Source organism: Bartonella sp. AP58NXGY, assembly GCF_042195785.1.
GTDB lineage: Bacteria > Pseudomonadota > Alphaproteobacteria > Rhizobiales > Rhizobiaceae > Bartonella.
This window is the reverse complement of the sequence record NZ_JBHIOY010000017.1, coordinates 1-16,057: the sequence shown is the minus strand read 5'-3', so window position 1 is coordinate 16,057 and position 16,057 is coordinate 1. Positions and strand designations below refer to the sequence as shown.

14 protein-coding genes and 1 pseudogene are annotated in these 16,057 nt (G+C 39.4%); 9 read left to right on the top strand and 6 right to left on the bottom strand.

From position 1 onward, the window contains the following. The 3 genes and pseudogenes from ACFINC_RS08540 to ACFINC_RS08530 form a co-directional block, all read right to left on the bottom strand. Positions 1-386 (bottom strand): phage tail protein (locus tag ACFINC_RS08540; protein WP_375616926.1); only part of this gene is annotated, 386 nt, incomplete at its 3' end. 13 nt (positions 387-399) lie between these two features. Next, positions 400-2,736, bottom strand: a complete 2,337-nt coding sequence (locus tag ACFINC_RS08535) for a phage tail tape measure protein (RefSeq protein WP_375616925.1) — start codon at positions 2,734-2,736, stop codon at positions 400-402. A gap of 131 nt (positions 2,737-2,867) precedes the next feature. After that, positions 2,868-3,050: pseudogene (locus ACFINC_RS08530) on the bottom strand (hypothetical protein); the annotation flags it as partial. 1,106 nt (positions 3,051-4,156) lie between these two features. Here ACFINC_RS08530 and ACFINC_RS08525 point away from each other — a divergent pair. From ACFINC_RS08525 to ACFINC_RS08515, 3 genes are all read left to right on the top strand, one after another. Further along, complete coding sequence (locus tag ACFINC_RS08525; protein WP_375616927.1) at positions 4,157-5,350, top strand: MFS transporter; 1,194 nt, start codon at positions 4,157-4,159, stop codon at positions 5,348-5,350. A gap of 187 nt (positions 5,351-5,537) precedes the next feature. Next, complete coding sequence (locus ACFINC_RS08520) at positions 5,538-6,212, top strand: hypothetical protein (protein ID WP_375616924.1); 675 nt, start codon at positions 5,538-5,540, stop codon at positions 6,210-6,212. Between the two features lie 10 nt (positions 6,213-6,222). Further along, positions 6,223-7,461 (top strand): DUF2087 domain-containing protein, encoded by a 1,239-nt coding sequence (locus tag ACFINC_RS08515; RefSeq protein ID WP_375616923.1) that lies wholly within the window; start codon positions 6,223-6,225, stop codon positions 7,459-7,461. Between the two features lie 1,317 nt (positions 7,462-8,778). On the opposite strand, the gene ACFINC_RS08510 is transcribed toward ACFINC_RS08515, so the two are convergent. Together ACFINC_RS08510 and ACFINC_RS08505 are read right to left on the bottom strand one after the other, a co-directional pair. Continuing rightward, on the bottom strand, positions 8,779-8,979 hold the full coding sequence (locus tag ACFINC_RS08510) for a hypothetical protein (RefSeq protein WP_375616922.1): 201 nt from the start codon (positions 8,977-8,979) through the stop codon (positions 8,779-8,781). 242 nt (positions 8,980-9,221) lie between these two features. After that, complete coding sequence (locus ACFINC_RS08505) at positions 9,222-9,419, bottom strand: hypothetical protein (RefSeq protein ID WP_375616921.1); 198 nt, start codon at positions 9,417-9,419, stop codon at positions 9,222-9,224. A gap of 156 nt (positions 9,420-9,575) precedes the next feature. Between ACFINC_RS08505 and ACFINC_RS08500 the strand changes: the two genes are divergently transcribed. The 5 genes from ACFINC_RS08500 to ACFINC_RS08480 all read left to right on the top strand — a co-directional run bounded on the left by ACFINC_RS08500 (position 9,576) and on the right by ACFINC_RS08480 (position 12,506). Beyond that, positions 9,576-9,785 (top strand): tRNA-dependent cyclodipeptide synthase, encoded by a 210-nt coding sequence (locus ACFINC_RS08500; RefSeq protein WP_375616920.1) that lies wholly within the window; start codon positions 9,576-9,578, stop codon positions 9,783-9,785. A 252-nt stretch (positions 9,786-10,037) separates the two neighbouring features. Next, positions 10,038-10,262: a hypothetical protein gene (locus tag ACFINC_RS08495; RefSeq protein ID WP_375616919.1), complete on the top strand. Its 225-nt coding sequence runs from the start codon at positions 10,038-10,040 to the stop codon at positions 10,260-10,262. Between the two features lie 28 nt (positions 10,263-10,290). Beyond that, the gene (locus tag ACFINC_RS08490) at positions 10,291-10,551 is read left to right on the top strand and encodes a hypothetical protein (RefSeq protein ID WP_375616918.1); all 261 of its coding nucleotides are present in this window, start codon (positions 10,291-10,293) and stop codon (positions 10,549-10,551) included. A gap of 99 nt (positions 10,552-10,650) precedes the next feature. After that, positions 10,651-10,860: a cytochrome P450 gene (locus tag ACFINC_RS08485; protein ID WP_375616917.1), complete on the top strand. Its 210-nt coding sequence runs from the start codon at positions 10,651-10,653 to the stop codon at positions 10,858-10,860. 281 nt (positions 10,861-11,141) lie between these two features. Next, positions 11,142-12,506, top strand: coding sequence for an MFS transporter (locus ACFINC_RS08480; protein WP_375616916.1), 1,365 nt, complete (start codon positions 11,142-11,144; stop codon positions 12,504-12,506). A gap of 209 nt (positions 12,507-12,715) precedes the next feature. Here the strand turns inward: ACFINC_RS08480 and ACFINC_RS08475 are convergent, their stop codons facing one another. Next, entirely contained in the window at positions 12,716-12,949 is a 234-nt protein-coding gene (locus tag ACFINC_RS08475) for a hypothetical protein (RefSeq protein WP_375616915.1), read from the bottom strand. A gap of 932 nt (positions 12,950-13,881) precedes the next feature. Between ACFINC_RS08475 and ACFINC_RS08470 the strand changes: the two genes are divergently transcribed. Next, positions 13,882-14,814, top strand: coding sequence for an abortive infection family protein (locus ACFINC_RS08470; RefSeq protein WP_375608790.1), 933 nt, complete (start codon positions 13,882-13,884; stop codon positions 14,812-14,814). The last annotated feature ends 1,243 nt before the right edge of the window (positions 14,815-16,057 follow it).

The window sequence follows — 16,057 nt, the reverse complement described above, 5'->3', positions numbered from 1 at the left end:
AAGCTAATGGCATAGCGAATGCGCCCCGATTGACCAGAGCGACTAATATAGTCGTGATCTTTCGTGACACTGGTGATTACCACTGATCCATGGAGAATGGCGCTATAGCCATTGTCACTCATCCAACGGATCATCTGAACAGGCTTGGCAACACGAATGGTTCTAGTGATGGCATCAATGGCTGCACGGTCCCCAAACTCTTCTGGAAACAACACCCCATGAATGGTTTTGGGGTCATTGCCATAACCGGTAAATTGCAAACCGGGTGCCTCACCAAAACGCTCTAGGCAAACCCATGAGGCAGAAAACTCTTCCTCAAAGGATTGGAAATTCAGCCAGTCCACATAAAAGAGATGTGGTCCTAACATCAGCAAAGGATCTCTCATAGACGCCCTCCCCTTATTCTGTCCCGCCATGCAGCGCATTAGCGCGTGCCCGTTGCAAAGCATGGGCAACCGCGCGACCAGTGGCCATGGGTTCACGCGCCCCATTAACATGCACTGTGACATTTTGATTGTGTGTGATGGGGGAACGGTCTTTGTCTCTTTGCTCTCTCGCAGATGAATTTACAGGAGAAGCCCCCGCAAATTGCACGATGGGTTGGATGGCTGTTTTACCCCCCAAAAAACTTGGCAAAAACTCTCTTACATCAATCGACCCAATCCACCCCTTAATGCGGCTAGGCAAAGATTTACAAAAATCCATCAATTGTGAGATAGACGACATAAAGCCATCGACAATCGAATTAGCCAGATCTTCGCCCGCTTGTTCCATACCAGCCTTGGCACTCTCCGAGAGCTTTTCCTGTGTAAAAAAACTCTTCAACCATTGCCAAAAGTTGGAAAAGCTTTGTTTAACGCCCTCCCACAAATTGCCAAACCACTCGACAACAGAGGAAAGTCCTTGTTTAAACTTTTGCCAATGGGAAGAGAAGTCGAAAGCAGCAGCAATGATGTTTTTCCATTTGGTGATGGTGGTAGTATCAGCACCAAAAAAACGCATGACGGCTTCAAAGGCACGCCCCCAAGCCCGAGATATCCCCCGTGCAAAACCTTTGACAAATGAAGAAAAACGGTCCCAATATTTCCACAAAGCAAAACCAGCAGCCAATATGACAGCCACAACAGCAGCAATGACCGCCCCGATCGGGGTAAAAATACCCCCCACAACAGAGGAAAGACTTGCCCCAGCCACTTCTATCGCTGTCCCGATCCAACCAAAAGAGGCAGCAAATGCACTTCCTGAGACAGCAATCCCCCGTAAAGCCCCGACCAACAAGGTCATGGGGCGTAAGAGTCGGAGTGAACTTGCCCCAAGACCCGCGGTTAGCAAGCCCAGCGAGCGCCCTGCAGCCAATAGCCCTCGCCAGCTTGCAGCAACACCACGACTGAGTACTCTAAGCTTGATAAAAGAGCCCATCAATTGAAGAAGCCCAAGACGTGTGCCAGCCATGGTAAAGCGCAAAACCCGTAGAGCAATATTAAAAGCCATCAGAGCGGCAATGGTTTTGATAATAGCGCTTGTTAAAGTGGGATGGGCATTCGCCCATGCCATAAGCCCATTGGTAAAATTGCCAACACTTTCCATCAAACTGTTGAGAGGAGGCAGAAGCACTTCACCAATGGTGATGCCCAGAGCCACAATGCGGTTTTGTAAGAGTTCAAATTGCCGCATGGCACCGGTTGCTTGTTTGTCTGCTTCTTGCTCTACAGAGCCTTTAAAGACTTGTGGATCTTTCACATAATCTAAAGCTTGCCCTAACAATTCGGGGTTACCCACCAATTTGGCAAAATCGCCGGTAAAATCGCGCCCCGCAATGGCAATCAGCGAACGCATCCCCTGTTCGGATTTGCCCAACACATTAAAAAAGCGCACCAAGGTACCGGTGGCATCTTTGTCCAGATCTTGCATGAATTTTTCGCGGGAAAGCCCGATATTGGCAAAAGCATCTTCAATATGCTTGCCCCCTGCCTGAATGCGGGCACTCATGGCATTAAAGCCACGCGCGGCACTCTCTGGAACAATCCCAGCAGAAATCATCGCTGTACCAAATGCCGCAGTTTCGCGCGCGGTGAGCTTAAACATGGTTGCCGCACCGGTGGCACGATTGGTAAAATCAGACACCTCACTGGCCTTTGCCGCCATGTGGTTAGAGAGATGATTGATGGCATCGCCTAGATCTTCAATACCTACCTGATTAAGCTTAAAGACATTGCGCAACTTGGCAAAGCGCTCCCCAATCTGATCTCCCGTCATATCAAAAGCAACAGCCGCTTTGGCTGCATAAATGCTAAAAGCTTCTAAATCTTGTTCACCAATCCCTGCTTGGCTAGCACTGGTCATCAATTCTAAGACTTCACGAGCCGCTAACGGAATCTTGGTGGAAGTTTCAAGCGCAAAACGGCGCAATTCCTTTAAGCGATCAAGGGGGGCATCGAGAACCTTTTCTAATCCCTTCATCGATTGATCAAATTGCATGGCTTTATAGAGCGGTGCAATTAAGGTTGCTGTTTGCGCAATGGCACCCACCATGCGCCCCCGCGCTTGGATAAAAGCATTTTCCGCATTCTTTGTCGCATCCTCAAGATGCTCCGGGTCAAACCACCCTTTAAAATGATGCCTTGTCTTGTTTTGGAAATGCGCAACATCTGAACTAAAGGCTGCAAGATCTCGCTTGGCAGAAGCGATCCCCTCTTGCAGATGATTGACAAAACGCACAACAAGGGAAACATCCATGATCGTCTCTTATCCTAACTGATGGCTTTCATATTCTTGAGCTTTCAGGCGTGCGAGTTCTTCTCGATAGGCAATCACATCCAGCCAATCCATCTGGTTAATCTCTGAAGGCGCCCAGTGATAATAAAGGGCTAGTTCTGCCCCAAATTGTCCGGCAGAGAGGATTGGCGTTGCGTAAAAAAAGCAAAAAAAGCCTTCAATATTGCGACAATATCCATCACATCAACTCGATCAATCAATTCAATAGATTCATGTGACATATCAGCCAAAAGTGCTGTGATACCTTCTGTTGCCTCACTTGTGAACAAAACTTGAGAATGAAAGGGATGTTTTGAGTGCTTTAAGACAATACGCTCTACATCCTCATAAACTCTTAGCTCTTAATCCTAAATCCGAAGTAGTAACAGTGCTTAATGGAGTGCGGAGTCCACGTCCTCTTTCAAACTTTCTTGTTTTAGATACGGATAGAACTATAGAAGAATATACTGCCCGCGTTGACCAATATGCCGAAGGGCAAGAATGGTTGGTCATGTATTATGGGTTATACGCTGCAACTCCTATACTATGGGACGCGGCAAAACAATTTGCAGATCAATTAGCACATTCTTTAGGTTTTAGACCTGGTGGACGTGTAGATATTGACTGCTTCATTGGCCGGTATTCTTCTACCCATGTTGGGATCCATGTAGATCACGCTCATAATTTTGGTTTTACTCTACAGGATGGCAAAACAATGTTTGCATGGCCCAGTACACGAGAAGACCTCCAAGGGCTAAAATATCCTGAATATGAAGCGCATAAATCAACAGCAATTGCGCTGCAAAACCGTACAGACCGTGTTGCCTACTTTCCCCATGATGCTTTCCACGTTGCTGAAACTGGAAAAAATATCGCGGCAAATATCAATATTGCCTTTTGGGAAACAGCACACGATGCACAACATCATAAAAATTATGTCACGCATTTACTCCATCTTGATGATCGAACGCGACATGATATCCGCGCATCAGGAAGAGAAAATTTAAACCCTGATAATGCTTTTCAACACTCTGCACTAAACTCCGCCATCGCAAATGGTACCTTAAAACGCCATATGCTGGTTTCTCAATTAATTTGTGATACAAGTTCACGTTTATGTGTCAAGCGCCCTCTTGTTGACGTCTCTGAGATTGAAAATGAAATCACTCTTCGCGCATCTGCAACCCTCCAATGGGTGCCCTTAACTGAAACAAAAGAACTCCTCATCGCAGCAAATGGGCATTGCGCCAGTTTTGAGTATAGCTCTCATCTAGAACATTTCCTTTCCCAACTTTCATCAGGAAAAAAATTAGATCTAGCAAAATTAAATGATAAACCATATAAATATGCGCAGAAGGAAATTTTGAAAACCGTAAAAGCTTTGGCATCTTGGGGGGGCATTGTGACAAAGAAAAAATCCATGATTTTTACCCAAATGGGACTTTTCCTCGTCTTGGGCTTGAGCAGCTTTGCTGATGAAACAGCTCAAGTCACATTTGCTCTACACTTAGCAGAAAGTACAGCTTATGTTTCAATGCTGCTTTTTGCAGGGCTTATAGGAGCAATTTGTGCGGGACCAATTGCACCACGCCTCTTACATCGCTTCCAACCAACGCGAACAATCCCCATTGTTTTATTGTTTGAAGCACTCTTCATAGCTGTTGCCGCAATCGCCAACCAATTTTGGGTTTACATTGCACTTTCTTTCGCACTAGGTTGTGCTGGTTCACTCTTTTGGTCTGCTATCCTCGTTTCCGTCCCAGAATTTGCAACCAATGATCAGCAACTAGACCGTATAAACCGCATTCTCCAAACAGTTCGTAATCTTGGCTACATTGCCGGACCACTGCTAGGGGGTGTGTTGTATGATCTATCGAACGGGCAAAAAGGATTGTTTGTGTTGCCAATCATGGTTCTTTTTGCTACCTTTATCACTCTCTTCTGTTTTAAAAGTTTAAACATGCATGTGCCAACAACAACCACAACACAGCAAGCCAAAAAGGGACTAGACTTAAGAGGGCTCTTGCATAAAAAAAATGTTGTCTATGCTCTTTCCCCCCTCATCATTACCATCATCCTCACCTCAGCTCTTAATGTCTTATCAATTGTCCGCATCCGCACCGAACTGTATTTAAGCGCTGAAACCTACGGGATAATTGCAAGTATGATAAGTCTAGGGCTCGTCGTCGGACCACTCTGCTTTTCCAGCCTTTTCCACCGCTTTGGCAATGCCGCTGGTGCATCACTTGCCGCTACAATAATTGGTTTTGCAATTTTCTGCTTTTCCTTAACACATATTGTATGGTTAATGATGCTGTCATTTTTCATCCTTGGGGGTGCAAACGGCGTACAAAATGCTCTAATGGCAAGTTTTATGATGAAAGCCATTCAGAAAGAACACCGAAACAACCAAATGCCTGCCTATATCTTTATCATACAAACAGCAGTGTGCCTTGGCTTTCTAGGAGCCGGTTTTGTAAAAGTGCATCACACCCAAAGCACACTATTTATCATTGGCATCGCCACAATGATCACAGGCATATTAGGCTTTATTATAAACCGCACTATGCAAAAAAAGGAATATGATAATGGTTAACGGACTTTGCTATCAGGCAAACCAAACCCAAAAATGGCATGACAATCACCTCTCGATAAAATCGTTGTATCTCCCCTATAACCCCACACCAACCAATAAGACTTTGATGAACCACTCTTGAGTGTGGAAGAGCTAACAACCGTTCCCCAAATTTAGTTTATAGCAAAATAGAAACCGGTTTAACATCATGCAACAAGATCCTATAGGCTTAAACTTTTACAATGGAACAGGCGGCTATGTGTGGCAACTGGCAGACTATATGCGACATGATTGTCATGAGAGCTCCCACACACTTGAATTGCAAAAACCAACGCCGCCCATAGCCATCAATTCTTTCGCTGTCTACCCACGTGAACTCAATCCTTTATCACGCGTTCAATGGGCAAAAGATGTACAAATAATAAAAAACAAACCAGCACTCATTGGCAAACGGCAAATACAACCCATCACCATTGTTTCTACAAAAGGAGCGACATTTGGCGGATTCGACTTTCCCACATTTGAAGCACTTCGTGAAAGCTGCCTTGTCCAATCACTGAGAGAAATACAATTCAATGATACTCTTCTTGCCCCTGGAAGTCTTTTGATATCACTTTTACAACACGGTCTCATCGAAACAGATCAAAAAGCATTTTCAGAAAATGATGCAACCGCTCTTTTACGAGAGCCAACATGTATTATCATAGATTCTTCTCTTGGCAGTCTTGCCATTAATCAACTCAATGGGCGTACAATCCGGCTTCATGAAAAAACAAAACATCTCTTAAAGCAAGCCACCACACCAATGCACATTCAACACCCGCTAGAGGATTCAATAAAGTTTCTTGTAAAAGCAGGAATGCTACGATTGATAAAATTATAAGGATAAAAAGATGCAGCTGATAAGACCTGGCATGGGAACAGAAAATAGTGCACAGCTCATTTATGCGCTTATTCAAATGGCAAGACCACGCACAGTCATTGAAATCGGTGCTGGTGATAGTACGCGCTTTATCGCAAGAGCACTCCAAAAAGCAAAACAAGCATGGCAACAGGATAAAAAGCTTCTAGAATCCGCCATTTGGGAAGAACGAACAGCTTTGCTTGACCCTTCAGGAATTCCTGAGAATTATGAACCTCGGCTTATCACCATTGATGATTTTACAGTAGAAGGTCAATCAGCAGAAGAAGCATGGCAAGAACTTCTTAAAGATGGCATTGAAAAAGATACTGTAACATTTATCAATGAAAATTTTTTCTCTCTTGATGAAAGAACTCTCAAATCTTGGGCGCCAATAGATTTTGCTTGGCTTGATGCTGGAACGCCAGCAGATGATGTACGATTTGTTATAACCCTTTGGGAACATATCACCGCTGGTGGTTATCTTTGTCTGCATGAACCAACAATGACCACAACGATTGCTCTTAATGGCGAACAACGGGTTCGACGCGTTAGAACCCCTATCTGGGAAGAACTCCTCTATCGGCTTGATGATTCCTATGAGGCTTTAACACTCCCCGAAAACCACAAATATCGCCAAAGTGGTCTTGGCATCATCCGTAAACGCACCCCAGCCGAACAAATTGTACGCGCACAATCACTACAAGAAGAACTTATAGAAATCAATGAATTGCCCATTCGCAATGATCTTTTGCCCATGGGAGCAGAAGCACTTCACAAACGCTACACACGCAGTTCGCTCATTTCTGCCATGACCTCTCCTACCCTGCGCGCTGTTTATGCTGCCATTATCCTTGGTGCAAAAAATCTTACTGATATCCTCCAACATATTGATTCAGATGCCAAAACCATTCACAAATCCATCAATCGCCTTTTGAACCTCGGACTTATTCAAAACACAACAGAAGGATTTCAAGCAATCGATACATTGTGGCAAGCGCTAGAAGATAAAAATGGACGAAATATGGAAAATTTTAGTGATCGCTATTTAGAAACAGAAGAGATGCTATCAAAAATTGGTGAAGCGTTTCAAATGGGAAAAATCTATAGCGAAATGGAAGTTTCCAAGATATGCAACCTCTTTACGATAGACTTTGCCCGATTACGACGCACTCTTGTTGAGAGAGGTTTTTTACAACGCCATGGAGGAAAATATCAACGCATCCTTTAAAAATTACAGAATTTGGACCTTGAAATTATAGAAATTCGTTTAAAAATACTGATCTCTATGCATAGATTACACCTTTTACAGTAAAAAACATATCTTTTTTTCCAAAATCCTGTCATGAAAGTCTGCATTTTAAATATCAGCATATAGAAATTTTTTTATACCCAAAAAACACTCAAATTTATGAGAGCAATTATACAGAAAAAAGGCGAGAAATTTTCTATTTTAAAATACTGATCTGCTAGGATAAAAGATAGAATAGTGATTGTAATATACATCTATTTATATTTTGAAGAATTCAACCAGATATTTTTTGAGATTCTTTTTCACATTCATTTGAGTTAAATGATGATAAAGTGAGAGGTGAAACAGCAAATTTGGTTATAACCTTAGCATAACAGAAAAACTTATTCTTTCGCAATAAATAGCTTAAAATATTATTTTTTCCAATGACTTACAAATAACTTTTCTTAATATTATGATGTAAAAATTATTCAAGTTTTATTTAAAATACAATTAATCTCATTTACAAAAAGAAGAATCCATAATCTTAAGCTCTCCACCAACAAGGCTTTAAGAAAACAGCTTCCAGTTCAGTTAAGTGTTCTCAATTGTCCGATACCATGAAGCGAATTTGCCCTAACTCTAATGAAATTTTTGATCTGTAAAAGTACATCGGTTTTCTAGAGTTACTAAAAAAGCAGAAAAGAAAACAAAAAAGGAGCTTACCTGTATAAGAGGCATATGATTACAATATTCATAATTCTTATAATTTAGAAAAATCATTTCGCATTCTTAACTTCTCTCAATACAAACACAATGAAAATTACAAGCTATAAGTTTGCGTTCTAGTTCTTCATAAAAACCAGAAACAAACAGTAAACTGACAGTCATATCAAATAGAAAATTTTCACTTGTTTAAATTGGATCTGTGATAGATATCTGTTTTTTTAAGATAATTATCCTGAAAATCATAAAAGAAAGAAAATTTGAGTGAGTCACTTGAAACAATTATATTTATAATAACTGATTTTAGCTTTTCACTATCAGTACTAAAGGGGATTGGCCAAATTTCCTTTATCGTATAGATTAGTTGTCCATATTTGAGTTCTACTAAAAATAATAAATTCTCTTGTAGATTAGATTAGCACAAAAAAGAGTTCATAGCTAAACTACTATGTGTTTATTGGAATAAACTTTGAATTCACCAAAACTTATAAAACCCAATTTTTTATAAATACCAATTCCCTCGTTAAGAAGCTTGAAAACCAATAACACGACATTGCCTTCTTTTTAAATGTTCAATAGCAATTTTTGTCATTAATGTCCCAATACCTCTTTTCTGAAACTCTGGCACACGCCACCAATTCTATCCGCTTTAATACAAAAACATATTACCACAGGATTGTTATTTATAGAACCAACGAACATTTCTACATCAGAATCTTTTTTATAACAACCACCTATTGTTTCATAAAATATTACCGCCTCCTCATCAAAAGGCTCGAATACTGACGTCATAACATTTCCATAATTTATAAAATCTTGAAGTAATTGAACTTTCTTTATTTTGAAGTTGTCCAGCATAGAAGGAATATGGAATCTATATCTTGAGCGAAGTCTGCCATTTTTACCTCTGTTTCAACATGCTCTAAGCCGATAGATAAGAGAAGTTCATTCACTTTGTAATGAAATGAATGAGGTCCAATCCATCAAGCTAAAGGTAGTTTCTGTGTATTAAAGGGATCGATTATGAACTTTGCTTAGTCTACATGTATCGTTTCTTGTAAATTTTTAGTAGAGATAATATTGAATGTATCTGAAGAAAATGTTGAATTAACGGTAGATACTCCATTTGAAAAATCAACAACCTTCATTTTAGGGCACAATTTTGGTAAAAAACTTACTTTTGAACAAAAATTATTCTCTAATGATAAGTCAATTTTTGATTTATTTAACATTTGTTCCCCTTGTCATTGCTCCGCATTTCTAATTGCTCTTTTTAATACTTTTGTACGAAGAAATTCAAAATTTTGTGAATCATACACGCAAATCTCAATCTAGGCAGTTGGGCATCGAGAAAAAGCGTAGGATTATCAACTAAAAAAATAAAGCGTTTGGAAAAAACTAATATTTCTCTTGAATATATTCTTGATGAAATACTGTTTTACGTAAATAGCTCATCTTTACTTAATAGAGAGAACTCAGTTTTAGCCTACCATCGTGAATGTCCTTGTTGGAGAATTGTTGCTCAATGGCGAACAACTTCTCTGTGTTTACAAGCAGCAAGGATACAGAATTATTTCGTTATGGACGAAAACTTATGAAACGAGCCAATTTATCATTAAAAATCCAAGCAGGATGAATAATGCGCCACGTTATTTAATTCAACGTTATGGGCGAAAATTTCCAAAAAAATCCATACAACGCATACCAAACTATACATTCTTCTAACTCTGTTCTTTGAGATGAAAATCTTAAAGCTTATTTTTTTGGCCACTATGAAAATGTCAGCGCACTTTTGAAGGATACCCGCTTTACAACAACACGCTTAGCCATTCGGGCAGAGCCGGTAAGGAGTGGATTGCGTCTTAACCCAAATGGAAGGGCATAAGCACCATAGCAAGTGGCACATCATACTTTCAAAGCTTACTGGGCAAATGTTCCGCACACGCTATACTGAAATTATTGAAGAAACAACAGACCAGCTTCTCATGATACATCTTCCAAAGGGGAAAATAGATATTATAAATGAATTTGGTAAAGACTATAGCGGACTTGTTACATTAATGGTCTTAGGCTAACCTAAGAGACCGCTACAAGGATATATCCATGTGGCATAGAGGAGTTGCATCTTTTGTCACCAGCCTAAACCAATCAAATGAGGAAAAAGAATTCAGCTTATCGTGCAGCAAAGATATCATCTCTTATCTAACACCACTTATAAAAGAATGGGACAAAAATGCATTAGAAAATTTAATCTCTGTTTTATGCCAGAAGACAAATGGTGGCACCGGTATGAGAACTTCTGAAATAGTTGCGCTCGTCCTTAACATGTTATTAGCCGTCATAGAACCTGCCGATAAAACATGAACTTATCTTTTTTATCATTTCCTCACACACCCAAATGAATGAGAAAAAATCCAAAATGATAGGAGACTTTTTGGCGATGCAATCGCAGAAACACTGCGCTTGACTTCTCCCATTCAGCTTATACCACGCCAGACCAATCAAGCAATAGAGTTCGCAGGAGTCACATTACCAGCCAACTCTCTTGTTTTTTGCATGATTGAAGCAGCTAACCGTGATCCAGATGCTTTTATGAACCCCAATCATTTTATACCAGAACGTAAACGGGGCAGTAAAACTGGGGCGGATCTCATAAGGACCGCAAACCATTGAGCCTTTGGAGCAAGCATGCACGTCTAAGTTCTGCTTTTGCTCTCATACAGATTGAATTGACAGCGAATAGACTCCTCGATAAACTCATTGATATCAGCTTAACTGATGGCTTAATTCTAGAGAAAAAGGCGGGTTATACACAAGGGGACCATCAGCACTTCCAATCATATTCATTCCAATATCAAAATTGCAGATATCACAAATGCGTGTTCATTCTTAAAACTCTGTGATTTATGGGGGGGGAAGCAATATTTTAAAGAATATCTTTAGGGAGCATAATCATGCAAAAGGTAGATTCCTATACCAAATCAGAAAAATATGTCATATATACCGTCATTATTTCCAGCATACTTCCTCTGCTGGATGGGAGCATTGTCAATGTCATCCTTCCTGACCTTGCGCGTTATTTTTCCGTGGAAGGAAATAATATACAATGGGTTGTCACGTCCTATTTTCTAGCAACCGTTCCAGGACTGCTGATGTCCGCTTTTGTGCAAGGAAGAATAGGTATAAAAAGAACTTGGCTCCTTGCAAGCTTCATTTTTATGCTTGGCTCACTGGGGGTAGGATTAAGCTATAATTTTCCAACCATTATATCTGCTCGTATTGTTCAAGGGTTTGGGACAGGCCTTTTGCTACCCCTTAGCCAAACCATTATTGCGTTACAATTTGGGCAGACACGAGTGCGCCAAGCCATGGGCACCATAGCCGTACCAACGGTTTTTGCTCCTGCCTTTGGACCGCTGGTAGGAGCTTCATTTGCTCAGTATGTGTCTTGGCGTTTGTTATTTTTTATTAATATTCCGCTTATTTTATTGGCACTCACCCTTGGAGCAAAACATTTAAAGAGCAACGAAACAACAAAAACAAAATTTAACTTATTTGCATTTTTAGCATTTTCTATATCGCTTCTCTCGTTTTTTTACCTCACAGAAGCCAGAAATATAAATAACCACAACGCCCTCTTTATCCTAGCACTTATAGCAGTGATATCTCTCATATTATTCATTGTTTCTAATCAGAAAGCAAAAAACAAATTAATCATCTTTAGCGGATTTAAAAATGCGCGCTATACATTGCTCATGATCATGGGGCTTGTTGCTTCATTTCTTTTTTATAGTTTCCTCGTTTATTTCCCACTAGCCATTGCCATGGAACAAGCCCATGAAAATAGCCTTCTCATCATCGGTGCAGTCCTAGCTCTGCAAGGAGCGGGTGCATGGATTGGAAGGAAATTTATTTACCAAAAGTGGAAAGAAAAATCTCCCTTTTTCATGATAGGAATTGGTTTGGTGATATCAAGCTTTGGGTTATTATGCTTCGGCTATAATATAAGCATGGATGGACTTGGATTCTTGCTAAGAGGCGTAGGGCTTGGCATCACCACCATTGTATGTTTGTCTGCTCCCATCCAATATGTCAACAGTTTATACGTCAAAGATACAGCCGTTATCACACGCATATTACAGCAAATAGGTGGAGCCTTAGGGGGTGTATTTGCTGGCTTTCTGCTACATTCGTTAACAGAGCAACACCTTTCCTTAAGTCAAACATATCTCATATTCTTCCTCTTCTCTATCGCTGCATTTTTACTGTTTTGCCTAGCCCTCTTCTTATCGCCTAAAGAGAAAAGTTCCGATTTTTGATATGCTTTTATGTGAATGCCCTATCAATAACATTTGTAATGCTATAGATCATACAGCGTTTACCACTGTCGAAGAATACTAACGCGCCGGGACTTTAGTCCCAGCCTTCACCATTCCATAAAAGAGTATTAAACCGACAGGCTCCTTAAGCTCTAAAATCGGACACCACTGATAACAGACAGCGTTTGTAATTTTATGAGCCCTTTGTTCTATGAGACACCTCTAAAAACCCATTGAAATATGGAATTTTCTAAATGGTATCTTTGGAGGTGTCCACGGAGGACAACATGATTTTCAATCCAAGATCCCATAAACGCACTAACAAACGCCCCTACAACACCAGTATAGAATACGCCGCCCAGCCCCCAAAGCTGATCACTTTTCACGACACATCGCGGTGTGGAAAATCGCACCGCACTTTCAAACCAAGTTATTTCATTCACCCTATATCACACTTCTTTGATCACTATGGTTTGGTAATTGCAACGGGATTAAGTGAATAAAGCAACAAAAACAGCTGGTAAAACAGCATCTTCTCTCTATTTTGTTGTTAACTGTTATAACAAATCTCCCCCGCTTTAAGAACAAAGGCTTTCCTCTTTGAGGGAGAAGTTTTTAAAACATTGAAAATCGTAATACACAATGACATACGGGAAACCATCTTTAAAAAAATTGTTTTTTTGATTTTTACAGTGTGCTTTTAGATTTCCCTACCTTTAAATTTTTCTTGTAAGTTTTACGGCAAAAGAAGCTTTTCAGAGCTTTTTTACGCCTAATTTCATTGCTTAAAGCTCCCTTACAGAGACGATAACTGTTTATATTTCTTCTTTAGCAAGTATGCAAGATTAACAACGGATATCATAAAACAGCATTTTTAGTGAAAGCAATAAACTTGACGAGATAAACGAGATTGCTAAACTTCTCTCCTGTACCACTTGAGCTCTTTACTGGTTATGCGAATAAAGCGCCCCATCTGCTCTTTTTGACAAGCAAAGAACACACGCAACATTTTTTTCTAACATACTATTGTTGAAATTCTTGTCACAAAACCTTCCGTTCAGGGATTATGCGCATTGCCTGCTTCTCATTTTCAATAAACAATCTGCCAATAAAGAATGTTATTGCAGTTACGATAATACAAAATTATACTTCTGTTCTCATTCTATATTTTTCGAATTATCACACATTATCCACCCGCTTCACTGCTATAACAATGAAAGGAGAAAAAAATTAAAACACAATATGGCATTTCCCTTTCAAAAATCTTATATAAGCCACAAAATTGTTGCGCGACTTTCTATGCAAGGTCAAGCCAATAAAATCATACTCTAAAAACCACTCCACACACCACTTTTTGATATTATAAAGCCATAAAATGCAATTATCATCCCCGCAAAAAATATCTCAAAAAAACAAAATTCCTCCTGCAATCATTGGACTACTTCCTCCAATGTTTGCGTACCATTATACGCATAACGAGTTAGATGAATTGTTTATTGCATCATTTGCTCCTTCTGAAATTCCAGAAGGTACAAAAATCCAAAAAGTTAAAGTGTGGCTACGTGCAATCAATTCTCAATGCGAAGAACCACTTGAAGTCCTTGGTAACCTGCTTAGTGATTTTATGGAAAAAGAATATTATGATCCAGACCCTACCGGATTGAATTCATCGTTATACAAAAAAACTCTACAGTTAAAAGAAGATCAACGTAAAGTTTTAGAAACGTTAAAGAAAGATAGATTAGAATATCAGCGTGGAGGATATATTATCAAGAAGGAGCTGACCTCCACACAAGAATTGCAAAAAGCTGGTCTCCTCTCTACAGAAGAGCTACAAAAACGTATTACAGAGAAAGGACTTTCAGCAGTAGAAATCGAAATAAAAAGGGCATTAGAAAATATAGAAAAAGATCCAAAGGAGGCGGTTCTATTTGCAGCAAATCTATTGGAAGCTTCTTGCAAAGCTTATCTCGACCACCATTCTATCTCATATGAAGAAAACGCCCGTAATACGCTGCCCGTTTTATGGAAACAAGTCGTTAAGAAAGCTAAGATCCATCCCGAAGATATGAAGAAAGAAAACTTAAAAAATCAAGATCTAGATGAAAATGACTTAAAAATGATCGCATCCGGTCTGTATCAAATTGTAGATGGTACTATGAGTTTAAGAAACAAGAAAAGTGCAGCGCACGGCCGCTCAGAAAAGGATTTTAAACTAATCAATCTCAAACCTCACCATGCGCATTTAACTTTTAATGCCGCCCATTCTCTCTCAATGTATATCTTAGAGCTCATGGATCAGCCATAATTAAAAAACTTTAGAAAAAACATATCACAACTACCAGCATTTTCTCATGCCATTTTTAATGCCTAAAAAGCATTAAAGGGGGGCTGCTGCTACCCTACAAAACCAAATATTTCTATAGCATGACAACATGAGTAGTCACAGCACCCTATGGTTCTCCTCTTCCCCACTTTTCTAGGCTCCGCTTCTAAAGTCAGTGGGAAATTTCTGTAAATGCAAAAGGCACCCTTAAAGACAGCGAATGAGGGTGGTGCGAAAGTATTGCCTTGATTATTTTTTTAAGAACAAACTAGCTGGTGTACTATTTTTGGAAAGCTCTCGTGAAGAAATATTATGATAGAGAAGCTAGTCATTATGATAAAAATACAGTTCTGACTCTGTAAAGAGAGAAAATCTGAGTTTAGATTTAATCCCTGAAAAGCCTTTATGCGCGTAAATTAGATACCTATACGTTCTTCTCCTACCCTACATAATTTTATAATAAGATAGCTCGTATAAAAAATAGCACTATTCTTACTACTATAGCCAAAATTAATGGCGACATTAATGATCTTTCAAGTCAATTCAAGTTCTAAAAATGATGAATTAATTGTCTCTGTTTTTTATCCTGAAGATGCACCATTACTAGAGCACGCCACAGGTGATGTTGTTCATATTGCATATGATCAATCATGCGATTGTGGCTATCATGGCCATACCTTACACCTGAAAGGAAGAACAGCAATTTTTTATAATATTTATAGAAACTTCAATTTCTGTACACGATTTTACAAATGTCTTCAATTTTCAAGGTTGCACTCTTTCGGCTACAGATATTCAACTCATTATAGTCAATCAATTTGAGAACGGTGTTGGCGTTTTATTGTTTATTGATTCACGTTACGATATTGAAAGAAATGTCCTTTTCTCATCGCTCTCATCCTCTTATCTGATAAAAGACATTATCAATAAATCACAATTTTTCCATGTTTGCTTTATGCAGAAATCTCAATTTATTCGCTCCTCAAGCTCTGAAAAAATAAAATCTTTTTTTCAAACGACTGAATATCCTATAGTGCTTGATGGTGATTTAGTAGAAATTAAATAAGATAAGATTATAAACTTCATCGATAAGTTCTTCATTATCACTGGAACCTTAATCACTGGAACCTTATACGTTTTTTTCCTTGCTCTTAGAGCAATAAGCTCTTTCCATAAAAGATTTTGCATAAGCTAACACACGACCTTTAAAGTAATTTTCACAAAA

Excerpts from the sequence above, each read along its gene's own strand:
- ACFINC_RS08535 (WP_375616925.1), bottom strand. The coding sequence starts at position 2,736 with ATGGATGTTTCCCTTGTTGTGCGTTTTGTCAATCATCTGCAAGAGGGG.
- ACFINC_RS08520 (WP_375616924.1), top strand. The coding sequence starts at position 5,538 with ATGCAACAAGATCCTATAGGCTTAAACTTTTACAATGGAACAGGCGGC.
- ACFINC_RS08515 (WP_375616923.1), top strand. The coding sequence starts at position 6,223 with ATGCAGCTGATAAGACCTGGCATGGGAACAGAAAATAGTGCACAGCTC.
- ACFINC_RS08510 (WP_375616922.1), bottom strand. The coding sequence starts at position 8,979 with ATGACGTCAGTATTCGAGCCTTTTGATGAGGAGGCGGTAATATTTTAT.
- ACFINC_RS08505 (WP_375616921.1), bottom strand. The coding sequence starts at position 9,419 with ATGTTAAATAAATCAAAAATTGACTTATCATTAGAGAATAATTTTTGT.
- ACFINC_RS08490 (WP_375616918.1), top strand. The coding sequence starts at position 10,291 with ATGTGGCATAGAGGAGTTGCATCTTTTGTCACCAGCCTAAACCAATCA.
- ACFINC_RS08480 (WP_375616916.1), top strand. The coding sequence starts at position 11,142 with ATGCAAAAGGTAGATTCCTATACCAAATCAGAAAAATATGTCATATAT.
- ACFINC_RS08470 (WP_375608790.1), top strand. The coding sequence starts at position 13,882 with ATGCAATTATCATCCCCGCAAAAAATATCTCAAAAAAACAAAATTCCT.